Source organism: Streptomyces sp. IMTB 2501 (assembly GCF_001953885.1).
Lineage (GTDB): Bacteria > Actinomycetota > Actinomycetes > Streptomycetales > Streptomycetaceae > Streptomyces.
The window spans coordinates 19,764-39,565 of sequence record NZ_MQUS01000032.1 but is presented as its reverse complement, the minus strand read 5'-3'; the positions used below and the strand labels follow the sequence as shown (position 1 = coordinate 39,565).

The following is a 19,802-nucleotide window of genomic DNA, read 5'->3' as shown; positions in this document are numbered from 1 at the left end:
GGCGGAGACGGGTGCGGGGGCCTGGCTGTGGGCGTCGGGCAGCCANNATCACCACGTACTTCCAGGCGGCCTCCACCGAACTGCGGGTGCGCCGGTGGCCGACGAGGAAGGCCGTGACGATGGTGGTGGCCTCGACGGCGACCCACACCACGCCGAGATTGCCGCTCACCACGGCCAGACACATCGCGGCGAGGAAGGCGTGCACGAGGACGTGGTAGTGGCGCGCTGTACGGGCCGTGGCCCGGTCCGCGGCGCGTTCGCCCGCCAGGTACGCGGACGCCGAGCCGCACGTGACGAGCGCGACGGCGCCGACGACGAGCAGCATCCACACAGTCAGGGCATCGGCACGCAGCAGCCCGGAGTACGCGGACAACGCCCCCTCGTCCAGGACACCCATGGCCAGCAGGCTCCCGCACAGCACGATCGCCACGGGGGAGACGATGCCGGCCCAAGCAGCCGGAAACGGCTCCGGGGGCGGCTCGGGTTCGGGTTCCTCGTCGAGCAGGACCGGTGTCTGTGCGCTCACCGGGTGTGGCGCACCCGTAAGCAACGGGGCCGGGCGGGGCGTTCGGGCACCGGTCAGCGCATACGCGGCGGCGACGAGCAGCGGTACCGCGGCGGGGGCGGTCAGCAGCAGCGCGGCGCCTCCTGATGGATACGGCATCAGTCGTGCAGCTCCCGCAGGTCGTCGATGTCGGTCGTACCGAACGCCTCCCGCATCCGGGTGGTGAGGATCTGCAGCACCAGCACCGCCAGCAGCACGTCGAAGGAGACGCCGAGTTCGACGATCAGCGGCACGCCGGAGGTGGCCAGGAAGGCGGTGGCGGTGATGCCGTTGTCCAGCAGCAGGAAGCCGACCACCTGGGCCAGCGCCCGTCTGCGGGTCGCCAGCACGAAGAACCCGATCAGGACGACGGCGAGACCCACCGGCAGAGCGCGTGCGGCCGGCGTGGGGTGCAACTCGGTCAGGAGCCGGGCGACGGCGTAGGCCAGCAGCGTCAGCAGTGCCGCCGTGAGCAGCGAGGCGGCGACGTTGACCAGCGGCTGGGTCTCGCGGACCTCCTCGCTCTCGCGGTCGGCGGCCAGGGCGGCCGGCACACGCCGCATGAGATGGGGCAGCACCCCGGCCCTGAGCACCCCGATGCCGAGGCCCACGACGCTCAGGTCCCACCGTCCCTCGTGCGCGCCGAGCAGCACGGCGATCGCGCCCAGGGCGACGCCTTGGAGGGCGAAGGCCCTTACGATCGCGGCGAGTTCATGTCGCCACAGCACGAGTACGGCCGCCAGCAGGAAGACCCCGCAGGCCAGGTCGAGCAGCTGGGTGGTCAGGCCTGCGTTCATGACACTCCGCTCAGGAAGTAGGAGGCGGTCACCGCGAGCAGTGCGAGGAGGAAGGACCCCGCGAGCAGTTCCGGCACCCGGAACAGGCGGATCTTGGCCCAGAAGGCCTCAGCCGCGGTCAGCGCCGCCCCCAGCAGCACCTTCACCGCGAACAGCACGAGCGCCGAGGCCAGTGCCAGGAACGAGGTCTCGGTGGCGATGCCCCAGGGGAGGAACAGCGAGGACAGCAGTCCCAGCGGAAGGGTCAGGCGCATCTGGGCGCCGAATTCGACCAGTGCGAGGTCGGGCCCGGCGTGCTCCAGCACCATCGCTTCGTGAATCATGGTCAGTTCGAGGTGGGGGGAGGGGTGGTCCACCGGGATCCGGCCGGTCTCGGCGAGTACCGCCACCGCGAGCGCGGCCACGGCCTGCAGCCCGGCGGGGGAGGCGAGGTGGGCCGGCTGGTGGATGGCGCCGGAGACGATCGCCGGGACGTTGGTCGTCCCGGCTGGTATCGACAGCGCGAACACCGACAGCAGCAGCCGTCGGTTCCAACAGGCCCATGAACGTCTCCCGCGTGGTGGTGAGGACTTCCGCAGGGGACCAACAAGGCGACCGGTGTCCGGAGTAACGCCGCTTTTCCTGTGTTTTGCCGGGTTTCTGGAGAGTTTGCCGCCGGGAAACCGTTCCAGGGGAAACGGTCCCGTGGCCGCAGACTGGTGGCCGGCAGGAGGGCTCCCCGGCCATGGGTGTGTCCGTCGGCCGTACGCCGCACCTCGGAGGGAAGGCTTCACAGATGCACGCCGTATTGCACGCGCTGTCGATCACCGGGTCCATGACCTGGGAGATCACCTGGGCCCTAATCCTGGGCTTCGCCCTGTCCGCCGTCGTGCAGGCCGTGGTCCACAAGTCCACCGTCGTCGCCCTGCTCGGCGACGACCGGCCCCGCACCCTCGCCGTGTCCGCGGGCCTGGGCGTGGCGTCCTCTTCCTGCTCCTACGCCGCGGTGGCGCTGGCCCGATCGCTGTTCCGCAAGGGCGCGAACTTCACCGCCGCGATGGCCTTCGAGATCGCCTCCACCAACCTTGTCGTCGAACTCGGTGTCATCCTGGCGCTGCTGATGGGCTGGCAGTTCACCGCCGCCGAATTCGTCGGTGGCCCCATCATGATCGTCATGCTGGCCGTGCTCTTCCGGCTGTTCCTGCGCGCGGGGCTCCTGCGCAAGGCGCGTGAACAGGCGGAACGGGGCCTTGCCGGGTCGATGGAGGGCCACGCCGCGATGGACATGTCCGTGCGACGTGACGGCTCCTTCGCCGGCCGGCTGTTCTCCGCAGAAGGCTTCACCGCCACCAGCCATGTGTTCGTCATGGAATGGGCGGCGATCCTGCGTGACCTGGTCGTCGGCCTGCTCATCGCCGGCGCCATCGCCGCCTGGGTGCCGGACTCGTTCTGGCGCGGCTTCTTCTTCGAGGGCCACCCGCTCGCCGCCAAGCTGTGGGGACCCGTCGTCGGCCCGTTGGTGGCGATCGCCTCGTTCGTGTGCTCCATCGGAAACGTTCCGCTGGCGGTGGTGCTGTGGAAGGGAGGCATCAGCTTCGGCGGCGTGGTGGCGTTCGTCTTCGCCGACCTGCTGATCCTGCCGATCCTCAACATCTACCGGAAGTACTACGGCGCGAGGATGGCTGCCTTCCTGCTCGGCACCTTCTACGTCTCGATGGTCGTCGCCGGATACATCGTGGAGTTCGCCTTCGGCGCCCTCGGCCTGATCCCCGACCAGGCCGACGCCAGGGTCCCCATGGAAGGAGTCAGCTGGAACTACACCACCTGGCTCAACATCGCCTTCCTCATGCTCGCCGCCGTGCTCCTGGTGCGGTTCCTGCGCACCGGAGGGCCTGCCATGTTGCGCATGATGGGCGGCTCACCCGAAATGGGCCATGACCACGGAGAACACATGCAGCATGGGCACCACTGAACGTCAGCTGAGGGATGCCGTCAGCTCGTAGTGCCCCGAGGACAGCCGGTACGAGGCGGTGCCGTCCGTGAAGCCCAGGTACCGGACGCCCTGGGCGCGGGACAGGGGAGCCTTGCCTTCGCGGACGGTGGACGCATCGCTGGTGGGAACGGACAGGGTCGCCGTGCTGTTGGCCGGGACGGTCGCCCGGTAGGTGAGTGTCCGGTGCTCGGTCCGCCACTCGCTGACGATCTCGCCGTACGGCGACACATGCGAGCTGCGGACATGGGTGATCCTCCCGGTCGGGTCGAGGTGCGGTCGCAGGAAGAAATGGCGGAAGCCGGGGTTGGCCGGGTCCTTGGCGATGCCGGCCATGCTCTCGTACATCCACTCCATGATCGCGCCGTAGGAGTAGTGGTTGAAGGAGTTCATCGCGACCGGGCCGAAGCCGTCCTGCCTGGAGTAGGAGTTCCAGCGCTCCCAGACGGTGGTGGCGCCGTTGTCGACGGAGTACAGCCAGGACGGCATGGCGCTCTGGTGGAGCAGCTTGTACGCGAGGTCGCCGCGGCCCTCGTCGGTGAGTACCGGGGCGAGGACGTTGACGCCGAGGAACCGACGGCGAGGGTGTTCTCGGCGTACTGGACGCGCGTGCTGCCGGGGTGGGCCGCCTTGTAGGCGGCGTCGTTGCCGATGTTCTCGGCGAGCAGCGTGACCAGTTGGCGGCGCTGGGCCTGCGTGTCGTAGAAGCCGAGTTTGAGCACCCACAGCAGCGCGGTCTGGGAGTTGTCCTCGGTCTTGGTGGTGCCGCCGGGCGTGACCGGCGAGGCTTCACCGAGGCTGGAGCGCACGGTGAGCCGGCTGCCCTCGGTGCTCAGGTACTTGGTGATGAAGGCTCGCTTGATGTGCGAGAAGAGATCGGCGTAGGCGCGGGCCTCGGTGGAGCGGCCGGTGGCCGTGGCCATGTCCGCCATGAGCCGCGCGCTGTAGCCGTAGTAGACGTCGCTCATGAGCTGGGTGCTGGTCTGCTGGAAGGCGAGCCAGTCACCGTAGATCGCGCCCTGCCCGGCGTAGCTGTCTCCGGTGCGCCGGTGGATCCAGTCCATGTACGTCGTCATCGCCGCCCAGCTGCGGTCGACGACGGTGGTGTCGCCGGACATCTGCCACACCGTCCAGGGAACGACGACACCACAGTCCGCCCAACCGCTCGCGGGAACCGGGGAGTTGTACCGATTGCCGGGTGCGACATGGGTGAACTGGGCGTGGTCCTCGCCGTAGGCCCGCTGCGAGTCGATGAGGATGTCCTCGAAATGACTCAGGAAGGCGACGGCGTCGACGTTGTACAGGCCGGTGTTCGAGAACAGCTGGGTGTCGCCGGTCCAGCCCAGACGTTCGTCGCGTTGCGGGCAGTCGGTGGGGACCCACAGGTAGTTGCCGCGCTGGCCCCAATGGACGTTGCTGATGAGCTGGTTGACCTTGGCGTCGTCCGTGGTGACCGTGCCGATCTCGCGCAGGGCCGAGGTGGCGACCCTGCCGGTCAGGCTCGTGACGGTGACCGGGCCGCCGGTCACGGTGACGGAGGCGTACCGGAATCCGTAGAAAGTGAGCGAGTCCTGGTGGGCCTCGCCGTGCGGGTCGCCCTTGAGGGTGTAGGTGCTGGTGGCCTTCGCGCTGCGCAGGTTGGCGCGGTAGACGGAACCCTCTGGGCCGTCGGCGCCTTGGCTCGCGTCGTTGAGCATCTCACCGAAGCGAAAGGTGACTTGGGCCCCGGCGGTGCCGCGCAGGGTGTAGCGGGGCACGCCGACCATGTTCTGCCCCAGGTCGAAGACCGCCGTGTCGCCGTCGGCGAGCGTCACCTGAGCCGTGGCGGCCCTGGCGGGGTCGGTGACCGTGCGTGAGGCGTCGACGACGATGTGGCCCTTTCCGTTGGGGCTGCCGTCCTGGCCGGCGACCCCGGTGCAGACGACGAGGGACTGCGGTCTGCGGTCCCACCCGGAGGTCAGCCGGGCGCTCTCGCCGGGGTGGGCGACGAGCCCGGCGCCGGGGAAGCGGGTGCAGTACGGGTGCTCGGTGACGTCCGACCAGGCCGAGTCGTCGTAGCCGTTCGCCGTCCAGCCAGGCAGCTCCTGGCGGGCGTCATAGGTCTGGCCTCATAGATGTCGTCGGCGCGGTAAGGGCCGGTGTCCGTGGCCCTCCAGCCGGAATCCGGTGCGGTGACCAGGCTCTGCGTCGAGCCGTCGGCGTAGCGCAGCAGCAGTTTGGCCTTCAGGGCGAGCGGGTTGCCGTCCTGGGAGTAGTAGACGCTGCCCTGCGAGACACGGCCGTTGTACCAGCCGTTGCCCAGGACTGCGGCGAGCGTGACCTTCCGGTCGGCCGCGAGCAGTCCGGTGACCAGGAGTGAGCAGTTCCTCGGTGGATCCGGCGTTGGATTCGTCGATGGAGCCGCCGGTGGAGTCGCCGGTGGAGCCGTCGTGCGGTACGGCGACGCGACGGCCGTTGACGTACACCTCGTACACGCCCAGCGCCGACACATACAGGCGTGCCGCGCTCACCCGTCCCCGGAGCGCGCTCTCGCGGCGCAGCAGCGGGGCGCCGGGGGAGTTGGGCTTCTTGCCCGCCATGGTGATCCAGCGCGCGCCGTCCCAGCCGGCCGTCCCGTCCGTGCTCAGCAGACCGGTCTCGAAGCGGGCGACAGGGGTGTCGGAAACGGCCCGCCCGTCCTCGTCCCAGACCAGGACCGTCCAGAAGTAACGGGCCGACGGTCGCAGTGCCGGGCCCGCGTACCGTACGGCGACCGAGTCCGCCGAGGCGACGCGGCCGCTGTCCCACACATCGGCCCGCCCACCGCGCAGCCGGTCGGCGCTGGTGGCCACCAGGATCCGGTATGCGCTCTGCCGGCGGCCGTGAGCCGAGGAGACCATGCGCCAGCCGAACCTCGGACTCGCAGCGTCCACGCCCAGCGGGTTCGTGCGGTGTTCGACCGTCAGTCCTTCCACTCCCGTGCCCCCGGCGATCGGTACGGCCGCCCGCGACGTACCGGCCCCGCCGATCCCTCCCGCCACGACCACCGGCACGGAACCCAGTGCGGTGGCCAGAACGGTCCTGCGTCGTACTCCTCGCCCCGTCGTGCCGTTGACTCCGTCGGTCATGCCGTGTCCCTTCGGCCGAGCGAGTTTGTATCGATTCAGCTCGTCGGCCGATGAAGCTAGTGGCGGATGTGACGACTATCCACCGCTCTAGCGGCAGGAACATCGGACAGAATCAAACAGAAACATCCGTGGCGACTTTGATGATTGAAACTGTTCAAAAGCGGAGCACTTGCCTCCGGTGACCATCTCGCCGGACATTGCTCAGTGCCGGAGCCTCTCGGCCGCGGCGAACAGCGCACACGCAAGCATGACGAGAACGAAGCTCACGACAGCGTCGTAGCCGTCGAAGAACGACAGCCGTTGCACCAGACCCACCTGCCAGTGGGTGAACTCCTGCGCCAGGCCCAACACACCTTGCACCAGAGCGACAAACCCGGCTGCTTCCAGCACCTTCTTCATGCACCCGATCCTCGCCCCAGGCGCGTCCACGCCCCATCGGCCGTGCGTCGAGACCTCACCACCTAAAGTGGGCGCCCTGATCGCGGCAAGCATTCCAAAGTCGATCCCACCGCATCCTTCGGTCTCAGGACGCCGGCATCGGCCGGGCTGGAAGCCGCTGGCGATGGGCGCCGACCGCAGGCGGCTTGGAGTCTCTGACCGCCGTGGAGCGCGATCACGAGAAGTCCGGCGCTGCCGATGTGTGGCTCGTGGCCGGCGTCAGCCCCGCGAACACGATGGCGAGCATGCGGGGACGTACCTCGTCGTCCAGGTGTGCGTGAGCGGCAGCGCGCGATGTGCCGAGCCGGGGGCGGTGCGGGATGACCAGGCCGGTGCCGCGGGAGCCGCCGTCCGCGATCACCGTGGTGTTGCCGACGGCGGCTTTGGTGCCGGACAGCTCCCACGCTTTGCAATCATCGCGGTTGCCGGGCATGGGCCTGCCGACGGCGACGACGAGCAGGGTATCGGCGTCGATGACGACTTGGTGGTTGGTCGAGTGCCAGCAGCTCTTCGACTGCTCGGCAACGCTGGGCTCGCGGGTGGGCGCCAGGGCGCCGTTCACGATTAGCGCGGTGTCCTTGCGGGCCCGAGGTGGTCGATGATGCGACAGCCCCGTCCGCACCCTCGCGACGCAGTGCGGTGATCAGGTCACGGAACTGACGTGGGCTCAGCCCGGTAGGCGGAGTCGTCCAGGAGGGCTCCGACGCGCGCCCTGATGCGCGGCGGCCTCATGAGGCTGGGTGGGCCGGCTCGTTGGAGGGGTCTGACCATCGCCTGGCTGACGTCGCCGCGCAGTTGGGACGTGCTCAAAACGGCGAAGTCGACTACCTTGCGGTCTGCCCTGCAACCAACATCACCGTGCTGAAGGGCGGCGTCGACTCGCCGCCCGCCACCGCGAACTCGCCGCCGGGCAACGGGCGTCGGGCCTCAGCTGACAGGTGGGCGGCGGTCGGTCCAGGGGTGTGCGAGTTCGAGGGTGCGCGACACCTGGAGCAGCAGATCCTCCCGCCAGGGTGCGGCGACGATCTGGACGCCGACGGGCAGGCCGGTGGCCTCGTCGTGGTGGAGGGGGACGGAGATGGCCGGCTGGCCGGTCACGTTGAACACCGACGTGAACACCCCCATCGGGTAACTGTTCTGCAGTGCCCTCAGGGGATCGTCGTGGACACCTGTCCGCCAGGCACCGACGAGCGGAGGGAGGCACGCCATCGTGGGCGTGACGAGGAGGTCGAAGCCGGTGAGGAAGCCTTCGACGATGCGCCGCGACAACTGCTGTGTCCTCTTCACCGCTTCTGCGTAGGCCCACGAGTCGACCGACCGTGCCGCGTCTCGCAGGGCACGATTGTGGGGCTCGACACGGTCGGGATCCGCGAGCGGGATCCCGGCACCGCCGATGTTCCAGATGGTTGTGAAGGCCGCGACCAACTCGTTTGTCGGGGGCAGCGGAAGGCGGGTGTCGACGATGTGGTGGCCGACCGACTCAAGTGTCCGGAGAGCGACGTCGACGGCCGCCGTGCACGCCGGGTGCACTCGTATCCCGTCGATCGGGGAGTCCGTGAGCGCCCCGATGCGCAGCCCGGTCGGCGCGGGTGCCTGCAGCGCGGCGGTGAAGGACCTGTGCGGGGTCGGGGGTGACCACCATGCGGCCGGATCGTGGCACGCCAGCACGTCGAGGGTGGCCGCGGTGTCCGCCACCGTACGGGTCAGAACGCCGCTCGTGGCGAGACCTTCCACGGTGACGGTCGTATTGGCGACCAGGCCGCGGGTGGGTTTGAGCCCGACGAGGCCGGTGCACGACGCGGGGATACGGATGGATCCGCCGCCGTCCTCGGCGTGGGCGAGGGGCGCCATCCCGGCGGCGACGGCCACGCCGGCTCCGCTCGACGACCCGCCCGGCGTGCGGTCCGGGTCCCACGGATTGCGGGAGATGCCCAGGGTCTCGCTCTCCGTGAAGGGCAGCGCGCCGAACTCGGAGGTGGTCGTCTTGCCGAGCAGGACGAACCCCGCGTCCACGAACCGTCGCACCACCGCCTCCGATGTCGCGGCGGGCGCCCGCGTGGCACCGGCGGACCCGTGGGTCGTGGGCCAACCGGCCACGTCTAGGAGGTCCTTGATCGGCAGCGGCACACCGTGAAACGGCGGAAGGTCGTCCACCGACGAGGCCCGCGCCACGGCGTCGGCAGCGGCGGACGCGGCCTTGCGGACGTCGTCGTCGGCCCGGTGGCAGAAGGCGTTCAGCCGGGGGTCGAGTTCGTCCATCCGGTCGAGACAGGAGTCCACCACCTCGACCGGGCTCACCTCCTTTCGGCGTATGGCCGCGGCAAGTTCGACGGCCGGCGTGAACGGGTCGATCGGCGAGCGCATCACAAGCGGTCCCTTCTGGTCCGGGGTGCTGTCGGTGGCAGTCAGTGTTGTGGCGCCGCCACGTCCCGTCTTGGACGAATGTTCCGTACCCTGGCGGCATGTGTTCCGCCGAGCCGGCTCGTGACGCCGCGGCGGTCTGGGACATCGCCACCCCCTCGCGGGCCGGTCGGTTGCCCGGGGTCAGCATGGCCGGATTCCGCGCGCGTACGACGGCGCCCGTCGACCTGAGTGTGGTCCCGTATCCGGCGGTCACGGTGGCCGTCGACCTCGGTGACGGACGCCTCGCCGTCGGCGACGGGAACGGCGGGCAGCACCACGGCAGTGTGGTCGTCGGACTCGCGTCCTGCGGTGTCCGAGGGCACGGCCGGGACATCGAGTGCCTGCAGGTGCGGCTGTCACCGGTGGTGGCGCACGCGGTGTTGGGCGCCTCTGCGGAGCTGGGCGGAACGGTGGTCTCCCTCGACGACCTCTGGGGTCGCGACGGCGCGCGAACCCAGGAGCAGCTACGCGCTGCCGGGTCGTGGGACGACCGGTTCGCCATCGTCGAGGCGGCCCTGGCCCGACGACACGAGGCGGGGCGAGCAGTCGATCCGGAGATCGCCTTCGTGTGGAGGCAGATGCTGACGAACCCGGGAGCGGCCCGGGTCGAGCGACTGGCAGCCGAGGTCGGATGGAGCCGTAAGCGTCTGTGGTCCCGGTTCCGAACCCAGACGGGCCTCAGTCCCAAGCGCGCTGCTCAGCTTGTCCGTTTCGACCACGCGGCCCACCGTCTCGCCGCGGGCCACAGCGCCGCGCTGGTGGCGGCGGAGATCGGCTACGTCGACCAGTCCCATCTGCACCGGGATGTCAGGGCCTTCGCCGGCGTGACGCCCACGGCCGTGGCGGTCGCGCCGTGGCTGGCGGTCGACGATGTGGCGTGGGCCGTCCCCGCGTACCTGTCCAAGACCTGAACGTCGGACTACCTCTCCAGGAACCCCGTCCCGGCTGTGCTGAGCACGCTGTAGTCGCAGTCAAGGAATTCCTGGAAGACCGTTACGCCCTTGTGCACCTTGAGAATCCAACTCACCGGGCGCGTGACGTCAATGAACTCGATCGGGTCGAGAATCGGATTGTCATCCTGGGTCAGGTTGAACAGTTCGCGCAGCGAAGCGAACGAGATATTCCTCGGTGGCCCCCAACTGTGCTCGTACCGCTGTGAACCGACACGGCACGTGGAGAGCGCTCGATCCCACATCATCACAAATCAGGCATTTATGCTCACACCGCGTCGCCATTCCGGCTTCGCATCAACAAGAAAGGGTCGAACTATGCGCACGTTTCAACGCGCTGCGGTCGTAGCCGCGGCGGTCGCGGGGCTGTCCGCCCTCGGTGCCGGTGTCAGCTTCGCCGGTGGCTATGGCGCACCTCCGCAGGCCACCGCCGTCGCCAACTCCCAAGCCACCGCCGTGGCCGTGGGGGGTGGCACCGCGGTAGCCAACTCGCAGGCCACCGCAGTGGCCGTCGGCGCCCCCTACGGGCAACCGCACTATGCCCCGCAACCGGCTCCTTACGGAGGGGGGCAGTACGGCGATGACTGCGCACCGGGTCAGTACGGCGGCGATTCCGGCCAGGGGCAGTACGGTCAGGACCAGTACGGACAGGGGCAGTACGGAGGGGGCCAGTACGGAGGCGGACAGGACGGCGGTCGGTAGATTCGTGCCGGCGTCGGAGACGCTGTAGCGCCTCCGACGCCGACCGACTCCCCATCCGCCCAGGGGCTCTTCGTGCCAGTGGCGCGTTCCCTGGGCGGATGTCGGTGAGTCGGGATCCGCCTTCTAGAAGGCGCTGTTGTTGCAGCCCGCGGTCGAGCCGATGTGGGTGGACTGTGCGCCCGGGTCGCCCTCGCCGCCCAGGGCGTTGCCCAGTACGCCGTTGAGGATCCCGACCTCGCCGAGGACGTCGAGATTCAGGTCGTGGGACCTGCAGTTGGAGCTCTGCAGGACCTCGTTGCCGCCCTGGCCGCCGCCCTGGCCGCCGGCGTACGCGGTGCCGGTCGTCAGAAGTCCGGCGCTACCGAGCGCAGCGACCATGACGGCAACTTTGCGAAGGTTGTTCATGTCAACTCCGATGGAAGTGGGGTGGATGCGTTCAGTGACGAATCAACTCCGTGCAGTTATCGAAGATTATGTGAAATGCCTCTAAAGTGGATGGTGGCGCGCCGATTTCTCGATCTCTTGGCGCGCAAAGAGCCCTGAAAGCGCATCTTCTGTAAATCAGAAGAATGACTGCACCCTCACCGGTGACCGCAGTGTGGTCACGTCATCTCTGCGGCCCGTGGGCCAGGTGGGCCAGGACGGCGAGGACCCTGCGGTGGCCGCTGTCGCTCGGCGGCAGGCCCGGCTTCAGGAAGACATTGCCGATGTGCTTGTGCACCGCGCGTTCGGTGACGAACGGGTCCTTGGCGATGGTCGCGTTGTCCCGGCCCTCCGCCATGAGCTTCAGCACCTCCCCCTCGCGCGGGGTCAGTGAGCCCAGGCGAACGCCGTCGCCGCGGTCGCAGCGAGGTGAACCGTGGCCCACGCCGCGCGCCGCACTTCCACATGCGGCAACGCTAGACGACCCCCACCCCTGAAGATGTGGAGCGTGCTCGCCGTTCGCGGGTGTAGCGGGCTACACCAGAGGTCGGGAGTCCACTCCCTCGTGGCGGCACAGGGGCGACGGGATCGTAAGCGGCAGACCAGGAGCCCCGAGCTCCCCACATCGAAGGAAACCCCATGAAGTCGAAGTCCGCGTTCGCCACCGTGAAGTCGTTCGTCGCCGATCTGCTGCTCTGGTCGTCCTTTGCCACCGGTCTGGCGGCCGGCCTGGGAGCAGGAGCCGTCCTCGACGGAACGGAGAAGAACGTGGCGACGCTCGCCGGTGTCGCCGTCTCGCTGGTGACAGGCTCACGCATCGCGAAGAAGCCCAGGATCAAGGCGTTCCTGTCGGCCCGGCCGGTGCTGTGGTTTCTGTTCCCCTTCAGCGGCGGCGTGGCCGCGGTCTCCTATCTCACCCTGGACGACGCGACGGGCATCGCGACCGCCGCAGCCATGGACCTGGTCGCGCTGGGCGCGACCGGCGGCCTCGTGGCAGGCCGCCGGAGGAGTGCGGGCGAGGGCGAGGAGCCGGCGCCCGACACGTTGGTCGCCGCCTGGTAGAGATCTGAGCCGGGCCCCGGGCTCGATCTCCCTTCGGGATCCGGCCACGGGGCCTGGGCCGCACGTCTCAACTGCTCCCCGATGCACCGACGGCGTGGCTCTGCGTGAGACCAGTCTGTGGCGCAACTGCACGGTGGCCCTTCGGCGATGTGTCGAAGGGCCACGTGGATGTCCGGTCCGTCCGCGGATTCCTGCCCGCTGATAGTCCGTTCCTGGGCTACTCGGCGAAGGTGACGACGACCTTCTGCGCCGCCCCCGGCGTCAGCGTCAGCTCGAAGGCGTGGTCGGCCTCCGCGAACGGCACGCGGTGGCTGATGAGCTGGGCGAACCGCTCACGGTGCTCGACGCGTTCGGGGGTGACCTCGAAGATCTCGGTGGGGTAGCCCTGGGAGGCCACGAGGGTCAGCTCGCTGCGCAGCATGCCGCCGAGGTCGACGTCGGCGCCCTTCTTCTGCACGGCGGCCATGACCAGCTTGGCGTGCCACTTGGCGTTGGCGACGACGGTGTTGAAGACGGCCGCGGCGCCGGCGGCGTCGATGTAGATGTCGGTGCCGGGGCGGGGCTGGCCGAGGGCGTTGGAGGCCTGGCCGTGCAGTTCGGTCAGGCGTGCGGTGACGTCCTCCTCGGCGGAGTGGATGACGGCGTCGGCCCCGACGGCCAGTGCCTTCTGCAGTCGGGAGGGGATGACATCGGCGACCACGACGTGCTCGACGCCGCGCAGTTTCAGCCAGATCGTGGCGCCCAGGCCGATGGGCCCGGCGCCGAAGACGACGACCTTGTCGCCGGGCCCGGCCTCGGACCGGTTGACGCAGTGGCGGGCCACGGCCAGGGGCTCGTTGAGGGGGGCCACGTCGAAGGGCACGTGGCCGGGGAAGACCGCGACGCCCTTTCAGGGCTCGGCGTTCTCGATGAGCAGGTATTCACTCATGCCGCCGTACCTGCCCCCGCAGCCGATGATGCCGGTGGGTGCGTCTGAGGGTTGACCACCACCCGGTCGCCCTCCTTCAGGCCCGAGACCGCGGAGTCGACCTCGATGATCTCGCCGGCCGGCTAATGGCCGACCGCGACGGGCACCATGTCGCCGCCCAGGTGGGCGTGGGCCGGCATGCCGCCCATGTGCAGGAGGGCGACATCTGTGCCGCAGATGCCGCAGGCACGGACGCGTACGAGCACGTCCTTGGGGCCGGGCACGGGGCGCTCGACGTCCACCACCTCGACCGTGTTCACACCGACGGTCCGCACGGACTTCATCGTGGTCATGGGCACCACGGCACTTCCGTGTGTGAACGATCCTGTTCCCGGGGGTGGGCCACGAGGGAGCGGACTCCCGGGCTTGTGGTGTAGCCGGCTACACCATCAGCCTCAGGGTGCCTTCTAGCTCTCTTCGTTTAAGTCAGTCACTTGACGTAAACGGGGGTTTGTTGGACGGCAAGCGCAACATGGAGCCGTTGGACCAGGTCGCACAGCAACTGGAAACCCTGATCACCGGCGCCCTGGAACGTCCGGCCTGACGACCCAGGCCACGCCTCGGCCGACGCGGCCGAGCAGCCATCGCCGGCCTCGGCCCGGACTTCCTGCAGCCGGTCACCGTCGCGGAAGTCGGCCGCCTGTAGTCGGCGCCACGACGCGTCGCCGACTCGGGCCTGCTCCGGAGGCGTCGGCGTGTCCCGCCCTGGCCAGGGCCGCACAGCGCAGTTCCTCGCCGTAACCGCCGTTCACCGTACCGAGATCCGTCGTGTCCAGGGACACCGAGCGGCTCACACCGTGCAGGCCCAGGGAACCCTGGAGCGTCCACCTGCTGCCGCCCCGGTAGGCGAAGCGCGTGCCTGCGAAGTCGATGTACGGGAAGCGCTCGACGTCGAGGAAGTCGGCCGAACGCGGTTGGTCGTCGCGGGTGTTGTTGTCCGTGGTGGTGCTCGACGCGTGGATGCGGACATCGACCCTGGGCTGCGCCATGTCCTGGGCGATCTGGATGCCGCCGTCGAAGCACTCGAAACAGCCGTGGACATGGGCCATGCCGACGTGCCTGGCGATGAAGCGGATGACCGTGTGCGGCGGGTCGAAGAGCCAGATGCCGGGCGTCGGCAGCGGCAGAGTCTGTGCTGCCGTCATGGCTGACCGAACCGCTATGAAACTCCGCCCGGGCGCAGGAGACCGCAGATCCCGTCCACTTGACTGCTCCCGAACGAATCCCGTGTTCATGGTCCGCCGACAGTGCTCACGGATTCGCAGATCTCAGACGTACCCGGGCCCCGGATGCCACTATGGCATCCCGGCGTTGACTTCATCCAAGGTTCAGGTTGCCCTAGCGTTCTGATCATGACTCAGCGTCATGTACTGCTGTTCCCGGACGCCCTCGAAAGCAAGCTGGCACGGCACATCCTCAGGTCCCTTCCCGACTCCGTCGAGCCGGTCACCGGCGAGGTGACCGACCCGGAAGGGCTGGCAGCCCGCCTGAACGAGCTCGGCGGCGTGCGGGCCGCGTTCCTGCTCTGGCCCTATGACCGTGCGGCCGGTCGCTTCACCGCTCCCCAGAAGGTGCCGGCCGTCGTGGAGGCCCTGGCCTAGCACTCCGGGTGGATCGTGCTCAGCTCGTCGCACGGCCTGCGTGAGGGTGCCCCCGCCAATCACTCACAACGCCCCTCATGCGGACTTCCACCGCGCAATGGAGGACCGGGTGCGCGGCTCGGGGGTGTCCTGGACAATCCTGCGCCCGTGCATGCCAGCTCATATGACGCTGCACTGGGCCGAGGCGATTCGCTCTGAAGGCGTCGTACGCGGCCCGTATGCCAAGGCTGCCCGGCCGCTGATCGACGACCGCGACGTCGCCGAGGCCGTCGTCCGTACGCTCCTGGACGACGGCCATGACGGGGCCTCGTACTTCCTGACGGGCTCCGAGTCTCTGACGCGCGAGCAGCGAGCGGAGACGATCGGCGCGATGATTGGCCGCCCGGTGTGCTACGAGGAGACCCCGCGGGAGGAGGCCCGGCGGATGATGCTCCGCACATGGCCGCGCGAGCCGGCCGACGCCGTGCTCGCCAACGTGGCCTTGCAGGTCACCGAGCCCGAGCTTCCATCGCCGGACCTCGAACACATCACGGGACACCCGCCCCGTCCGTTCCGCGCCGGTGGCGGATCACGCCGACGCGTTCCGCTGAGAAGTCGCTCAGCTGAGTGGTCGGTGATGGCCGGTGGCGGGGGCGTGTGTCCCAGCGGTGGGTGGTCGAGGCTCGGCGGATGAGATTGCGGACAGTGATGATCGTGTCGGTGAGGTGGAAGGAGGCTTCGATGGCGTTGATCCGGCGTTCGCAGCAGCGTACGAGCCGGTGAAAGGCGTTCTGCCAGGCGTGGGTGCGCTCGATGTGCCACCGCTGGGTGGCCTGGACTGGCGCCTTGGTCCCCTTGCGGGCGATCCTTCGCGCTACTTGCTGTGGCTACCGGTAGCCGTTCCAGTAGTCCTGACTACCGGGGCAGTCGTGGTAGGTGTTCGACGCCCAGACAGCCTGGCCGTTCTCCCACAGTACGAAGTTCCCGTCAGTCTGCACGATGGCGATCGTGTCCGCCCCGTGCCAGGTCCGGGTGTTCCAGTCGACCTGCCACCCGGCGGAGTTCTGGTAGTAGGTGGCCATGTTGCCGTCGGACCAGAAGTCCCACTTGTCGTTGGCGATGTCGCCGCTGTTGGTCCACCCCGATGCCCACACGGCCTGCCCGGCCGAGACATTACGACCGAGTCCGTACGAGTAGCCGCTGTTCTTGCAGTACAGGACGAGGTTGCCGTCGTACTGGAACCGCAGGTAGGTGAAGGCGCTGTTGAACGTCGTCTGCGGTGACCACTCGCCGCCGGTGTGCAAGGTGGAGGAGTGGGAGCACTGGGAGCTGTCGACGCCGGACGACAGCGGGACGCACACGTAGCTGGTGGCGGACGCGGTCGGGGCGTTGGCGACGCCGAGACCGGCCATGAGTCCGACGGCGGCACCAGTCACGGCAATGGTGCGTCGGCTCTTGCGGAGTTTGAGCATGGTTGCTGTCTCCTGCCTTTGCGCGGCGTGGATCCGGTTGGGGGCAGGAGTCAGTTTGACCATGGACGGTCCGGTCGTGTCCAGCTTTTCGGCGGATTGGCTAAAAGCTTCGGCTCCGAATCGCCGCAGGTGGAAGGCCACTTGCTCACTTCTGGCGGAGGCGTTTCGTCCGCGCCCTTGGGTGGGGAGACTGGTGCGCCCTCACCACATGGGAGGGGACCCTGAAGCGTTCGACAGGGAATTGCGTACCGTCGCCAGCATCGTGCCGGCCGGGTTCGCGGTGGCGGGGCCGGGTTTCACACACGTCATCCAGTCCGACCCGGGCTGCACCGGTGGCCTCGGTCACCCCGCTGCGGTCACCAGACCAATGCCGACCCGGGGAACGGCGACGGGTGGTACTGGATCAAGGTCTGTCGTGATCCACTCGTGGGACGCGGAGATCTGACGAGCGAGCAATGGGCCAGGCTGGAGCCACTGTTGCCGGTCGGGAAGAAGCCGGAGCGGCCTCCGGTCCGGTCCAAGCGGTAACTGATCAACGGCATACGCTGGCGGACTCGGACGGGTGCGTCCCGTCGCGACGTTCCAGCACGCAATGGCGAGTGGGAGACCGTCTACGGACTCCACGGTCGCTCGTGCTCATCAGCATGCTGCGGGCGCCCGTGAAAGGGGGACCTGCAGCGGGACAAACCCGGCGCAGTCGCAGTCGAACCAGCCAACCACGGGCTCGGACGCTCACGCGGTGGCCCGGCGACCGGACAGGGTGCGAGCCGACAAGGCTTTCCGATCCCGAGCCAACCGCGACTACCTGCGCAATCGCGGGATCCGCTGGTCGATTCCAGAAAAGTCCGACCAGACCGCAACCGCAAGAAACAGGGCGCCCGCGCTGGCCGTCCACCGAAGTTCGACAAGGCCGATTACCGCGAGCGCCATGCGGTCGAGTGCGGGATCAACCGCCTCAAGGCCACCGGGCGGTGGCAACGAGATACGACAAGCTCGCCGTCCGCTACGAGGTCACCGTCACCATCGCGGTCATCAACGACTGGCTGTGACCAGCACTTTCAAAACACGCCCCAGCGTACGGGTCGGTCGTGCCGCGGGCCACGAGGCGGTGCGTGTCCAGCGCGGTGACCGTGACGTCCCCGGCCGTCATGGGCGATCCCATCGGGTCGACGACCTCGCGGCCCACCGCGCCCGCGCCGGGCGGGAGGGGGAGCGAAAGGCCTGCGGCCTCGGCCGAGGCACCCTTGAGCCGCCGGTGCGCCGGAGCAGTGCGAGGGCCATGATGTTCACCCTGCTTCACGGCTGCCGCAGCCGGTGCGCCGCCCTTCACCGCGCGCGAACTGCGGGCGAGGGCATGCCGAAAGGGCCGCGCCTGCATGTGGTCACACCCCGGTCAGAGCGAGACGGTCGGCTCCTGCCCCTCGCACGCCGCCCGGAGCACCCCGAGCACACCCTCTGCCGTGACCGGGCGCGGATTGGGGTACGGCTCTCCGGTCACCTGTTCCGCCGCCAGCATCAAGTCGCCTTCCTTGAAGCCGAGTTCGGCGAGTGAGCGCGGTGCGCCCAGACGAACCGACAGATCCCGCAGGGCGCGCGGGGCGTCTTCCGTGTCCAGTGCCCGGCACAGGGCGGCCAGCGCCTGCGGCACCGCGGGCGCGTTGTACGCGAGAGCGTACGGAAGCACCACCGTGTGTGTCTCCGCGTGCGGCAGTCCGAACGTGCCGCCGAGGACATGGCACACCTTGTGATGCAGCCCCATGGTCGTCGCGCCGAGGCATGTTCCGCACAGCCACGCCCCGTACAGGGCTCGGCCACGCGCGTCGAGGTCGTCGGGCTCGGCGGCAAGCCGCGGCAGCGCCTCCGCCACGGCGCGGACGCCCTCTTCCGCCATGAGGGAGACAAGCGGCGAGGTGTCCGGGGCGTACAGCGCCTCGACTGCGTGTGCCAGCGCGTTGATGCCGCTGGTCACGGAGAGCGGCACCGGGAGGGTGAGGGTGAGTTCCGGGTCGTAGACGACGCTGCGGGGCTGGACCACCGGGTCGCGTCCGGTGCGCTTGACCTTGTGTTCCGTCAGGCCCCACACCGGGGTCATCTCCGAACCCGCGTACGTGGTCGGCACGGCGATCAGCGGCAGGCCCGTGCGCAGCGCGATCGCCTTGCCGAGGCCGACCGCCGAGCCGCCGCCCACCGCGACGCACCCGTCGGCCCCGGCCGCCCGCGCCACCGCGACGGCCCGGTCCGCCACCTCGACGGGGACGTGCATCCGGGCCTCGGCGTGCAGTCCCACGCAGGCGTCGCCGAGAGCGCCCGCCACCGCCCGGGCGGTGGCCTCGCCCCGGCTGCCGCAGACCACCAACAGCCGTCGCAGCCGGAGGCGTTGAGCCTCCTCCGGGACCGCGGTCACGGACGCGCCGGGCCGGAAGACGACCCGCACGGGCCGGGTCTCGTACGCGAAGTCGGCGGAGAATGTCATGACGCACGCTCCAGGATGAGGTCGAAGCGAGCATGCCGGAAGGGGTTCGAGATGCCGAACTCCCGGGCCAGCGCCGGATCGTCGGTCTCCGTGAACTCCTGCACCAGGCTCTGCTTCACCGCGAACACGGCGTCGGAGCCCAGGTAGTCGCTGCCGGCCACGAAGATGTGTGTGGTGACGGGGGTGTGTCCGTCGGCCGTGGCGATGAAGTGGATGTGCGCGGGGCGGTATGGGTGCCGGCCGGTGGCGCGCAGCAGTGCGCCGACCGGGCCGTCGGTGGGGATCGGGTATGGGGCCGGTACGCAGGTACGGAACCAGAAGCGCCCTTCGGCGTCGGCAGTGAACAGTCCGCGGCCGTTGCCCGCGGGCTGGAGGTCCGGCTGCTGTACGTCGTAGTAGCCCTCGGCGTCGGCCTGCCAGACGTCCAGGACCGCGCCCGGCAGCGGCGTACCGTCCCGGGCCAGCACCCGGCCGCTGACCACGCACGGCTCACCGCCGCCCACCAGGTCGATGTTTTCGCCGAGCCGGCGGGCGGGGGACTCCGTCAGGTGGAAGGGGCCGAGGACGGTCGACTCGGTGACGCCGGGGGCGCGGTCGCCGTTCATGGTCTCGACGAGCATGGACAGACCGAGGACGTCCGACAGCAGGATGAACTCCTGCCGGGTGTCCGTGCAGGTCTGCCCGGTCGCCGTCAGGAAGCCGATGGCCTTCTCCCACTCCTCCTGGGTGAGCCGGGTCTCGCGCACGAAGTCATGCAGATGGCGGATCAGTCCTCCGAGCAACTCGCGCAGCCGAGGATCGGCCGCCGCGCGCAGACTGGTGACGGCCTCCTCGGTGACAGCCTCTCCCATCCCGGTGGTCCCAGTAGTCCCGGTGGTCATGCCCGCTCCTCGTCGTCCACGCCGTCCCGCTGCC

The 19,802-nt window shown here is 69.2% G+C and carries 17 protein-coding genes and 8 pseudogenes; 9 read left to right on the top strand and 16 right to left on the bottom strand.

Going from position 1 to position 19,802, the window contains the following annotated elements; genetic code table 11:
• The first annotated feature begins 94 nt into the window (after positions 1-94).
• Positions 95-652 carry a hypothetical protein gene (locus AV521_RS51640; RefSeq protein WP_256725853.1) on the top strand — a complete coding sequence of 186 codons (558 nt, stop codon included), beginning with the start codon at positions 95-97 and terminating at the stop codon, positions 650-652.
• Between the two features lie 11 nt (positions 653-663).
• Here AV521_RS51640 and AV521_RS37835 read toward each other — a convergent pair whose 3' ends face one another.
• On the bottom strand, positions 664-1,341 hold the full coding sequence (locus AV521_RS37835) for a hypothetical protein (RefSeq protein ID WP_076095248.1): 678 nt from the start codon (positions 1,339-1,341) through the stop codon (positions 664-666).
• The gene (locus AV521_RS37830) at positions 1,338-1,850 is read right to left on the bottom strand and encodes an NADH-quinone oxidoreductase subunit H (RefSeq protein WP_256725852.1); all 513 of its coding nucleotides are present in this window, start codon (positions 1,848-1,850) and stop codon (positions 1,338-1,340) included. The genes AV521_RS37835 and AV521_RS37830 overlap by 4 nt, the downstream gene beginning before the upstream one ends.
• A gap of 266 nt (positions 1,851-2,116) precedes the next feature.
• Here AV521_RS37830 and AV521_RS37825 point away from each other — a divergent pair, with 266 nt between their 5' ends.
• The gene (locus AV521_RS37825; RefSeq protein WP_076095246.1) at positions 2,117-3,292 is read left to right on the top strand and encodes a permease; all 1,176 of its coding nucleotides are present in this window, start codon (positions 2,117-2,119) and stop codon (positions 3,290-3,292) included.
• A 3-nt stretch (positions 3,293-3,295) separates the two neighbouring features.
• Here AV521_RS37825 and AV521_RS37820 read toward each other — a convergent pair.
• The 3 genes and pseudogenes from AV521_RS37820 to AV521_RS37810 all read right to left on the bottom strand — a co-directional run.
• Positions 3,296-6,417, bottom strand: a pseudogene (locus tag AV521_RS37820) (family 78 glycoside hydrolase catalytic domain).
• Positions 6,418-6,618: 201 nt separating this feature from the next.
• On the bottom strand, positions 6,619-6,816 hold the full coding sequence (locus tag AV521_RS37815; protein WP_076095347.1) for a hypothetical protein: 198 nt from the start codon (positions 6,814-6,816) through the stop codon (positions 6,619-6,621).
• Positions 6,817-7,153: 337 nt separating this feature from the next.
• A pseudogene (locus AV521_RS37810) lies at positions 7,154-7,526 on the bottom strand (IS5/IS1182 family transposase); the annotation flags it as partial.
• Between the two features lie 67 nt (positions 7,527-7,593).
• Between AV521_RS37810 and AV521_RS51635 the strand changes: the two are divergent.
• Positions 7,594-7,734 (top strand): annotated as a pseudogene (locus AV521_RS51635) (GNAT family N-acetyltransferase); the annotation flags it as partial.
• Positions 7,735-7,782: 48 nt separating this feature from the next.
• On the opposite strand, the gene AV521_RS37800 reads toward AV521_RS51635, so the two are convergent.
• Positions 7,783-9,219 carry an amidase gene (locus tag AV521_RS37800; RefSeq protein WP_076095244.1) on the bottom strand — a complete coding sequence of 479 codons (1,437 nt, stop codon included), beginning with the start codon at positions 9,217-9,219 and terminating at the stop codon, positions 7,783-7,785.
• 98 nt (positions 9,220-9,317) lie between these two features.
• Between AV521_RS37800 and AV521_RS37795 the strand changes: the two genes are divergently transcribed.
• Both AV521_RS37795 and AV521_RS50165 read left to right on the top strand, forming a co-directional pair.
• A complete protein-coding gene (locus tag AV521_RS37795) occupies positions 9,318-10,169 on the top strand; it encodes an AraC family transcriptional regulator (RefSeq protein WP_076095242.1) in 852 nt (283 codons plus the stop codon).
• 357 nt (positions 10,170-10,526) lie between these two features.
• A complete protein-coding gene (locus AV521_RS50165) occupies positions 10,527-10,910 on the top strand; it encodes a hypothetical protein (RefSeq protein ID WP_076095239.1) in 384 nt (127 codons plus the stop codon).
• A gap of 123 nt (positions 10,911-11,033) precedes the next feature.
• Here the strand turns inward: AV521_RS50165 and AV521_RS37780 are convergent, their stop codons facing one another.
• Both AV521_RS37780 and AV521_RS52395 read right to left on the bottom strand, forming a co-directional pair.
• Positions 11,034-11,315 carry a hypothetical protein gene (locus AV521_RS37780; RefSeq protein ID WP_076095237.1) on the bottom strand — a complete coding sequence of 94 codons (282 nt, stop codon included), beginning with the start codon at positions 11,313-11,315 and terminating at the stop codon, positions 11,034-11,036.
• A 202-nt stretch (positions 11,316-11,517) separates the two neighbouring features.
• Positions 11,518-11,691, bottom strand: coding sequence for a hypothetical protein (locus tag AV521_RS52395; protein WP_218639400.1), 174 nt, complete (start codon positions 11,689-11,691; stop codon positions 11,518-11,520).
• 281 nt (positions 11,692-11,972) lie between these two features.
• On the opposite strand from AV521_RS52395, the gene AV521_RS47100 reads away from it, so the two are divergent.
• Positions 11,973-12,395, top strand: coding sequence for a hypothetical protein (locus AV521_RS47100; protein ID WP_079249605.1), 423 nt, complete (start codon positions 11,973-11,975; stop codon positions 12,393-12,395).
• Positions 12,396-12,612: 217 nt separating this feature from the next.
• On the opposite strand, the gene AV521_RS51625 is transcribed toward AV521_RS47100, so the two are convergent.
• The 3 genes and pseudogenes from AV521_RS51625 to AV521_RS37760 form a co-directional block, all read right to left on the bottom strand.
• A complete protein-coding gene (locus AV521_RS51625; protein ID WP_256725851.1) occupies positions 12,613-13,257 on the bottom strand; it encodes a zinc-binding dehydrogenase in 645 nt (214 codons plus the stop codon).
• 62 nt (positions 13,258-13,319) lie between these two features.
• Positions 13,320-13,646 (bottom strand): annotated as a pseudogene (locus AV521_RS53000) (alcohol dehydrogenase catalytic domain-containing protein).
• 417 nt (positions 13,647-14,063) lie between these two features.
• Positions 14,064-14,492 (bottom strand): annotated as a pseudogene (locus tag AV521_RS37760) (YceI family protein); the annotation flags it as partial.
• Between the two features lie 222 nt (positions 14,493-14,714).
• Between AV521_RS37760 and AV521_RS37755 the strand changes: the two are divergent.
• Both AV521_RS37755 and AV521_RS37750 read left to right on the top strand, forming a co-directional pair.
• Positions 14,715-14,963, top strand: coding sequence for a hypothetical protein (locus tag AV521_RS37755; RefSeq protein WP_076095236.1), 249 nt, complete (start codon positions 14,715-14,717; stop codon positions 14,961-14,963).
• Between the two features lie 163 nt (positions 14,964-15,126).
• Positions 15,127-15,636, top strand: a complete 510-nt coding sequence (locus tag AV521_RS37750; protein WP_076095234.1) for a hypothetical protein — start codon at positions 15,127-15,129, stop codon at positions 15,634-15,636.
• On the opposite strand, the pseudogene AV521_RS37745 reads toward AV521_RS37750, so the two are convergent.
• Positions 15,581-15,811: pseudogene (locus AV521_RS37745) on the bottom strand (IS5/IS1182 family transposase); the annotation flags it as partial. The gene AV521_RS37750 and the pseudogene AV521_RS37745 overlap by 56 nt on opposite strands.
• 18 nt (positions 15,812-15,829) lie before the next feature.
• Complete coding sequence (locus AV521_RS37740; RefSeq protein ID WP_076095232.1) at positions 15,830-16,414, bottom strand: hypothetical protein; 585 nt, start codon at positions 16,412-16,414, stop codon at positions 15,830-15,832.
• A 426-nt stretch (positions 16,415-16,840) separates the two neighbouring features.
• Between AV521_RS37740 and AV521_RS52995 the strand changes: the two are divergent.
• Positions 16,841-17,463: pseudogene (locus AV521_RS52995) on the top strand (transposase).
• A 26-nt stretch (positions 17,464-17,489) separates the two neighbouring features.
• On the opposite strand, the pseudogene AV521_RS51610 reads toward AV521_RS52995, so the two are convergent.
• The 3 genes and pseudogenes from AV521_RS51610 to AV521_RS37725 all read right to left on the bottom strand — a co-directional run.
• A pseudogene (locus AV521_RS51610) lies at positions 17,490-17,695 on the bottom strand (hypothetical protein); the annotation flags it as partial.
• Positions 17,696-17,807: 112 nt separating this feature from the next.
• Positions 17,808-18,887 carry a maleylacetate reductase gene (locus tag AV521_RS37730; protein WP_076095230.1) on the bottom strand — a complete coding sequence of 360 codons (1,080 nt, stop codon included), beginning with the start codon at positions 18,885-18,887 and terminating at the stop codon, positions 17,808-17,810.
• Complete coding sequence (locus AV521_RS37725) at positions 18,884-19,768, bottom strand: intradiol ring-cleavage dioxygenase (RefSeq protein WP_076095228.1); 885 nt, start codon at positions 19,766-19,768, stop codon at positions 18,884-18,886. Before AV521_RS37725 ends, AV521_RS37730 begins: the two co-directional genes overlap by 4 nt.
• Positions 19,769-19,802: the final 34 nt, after the last annotated feature.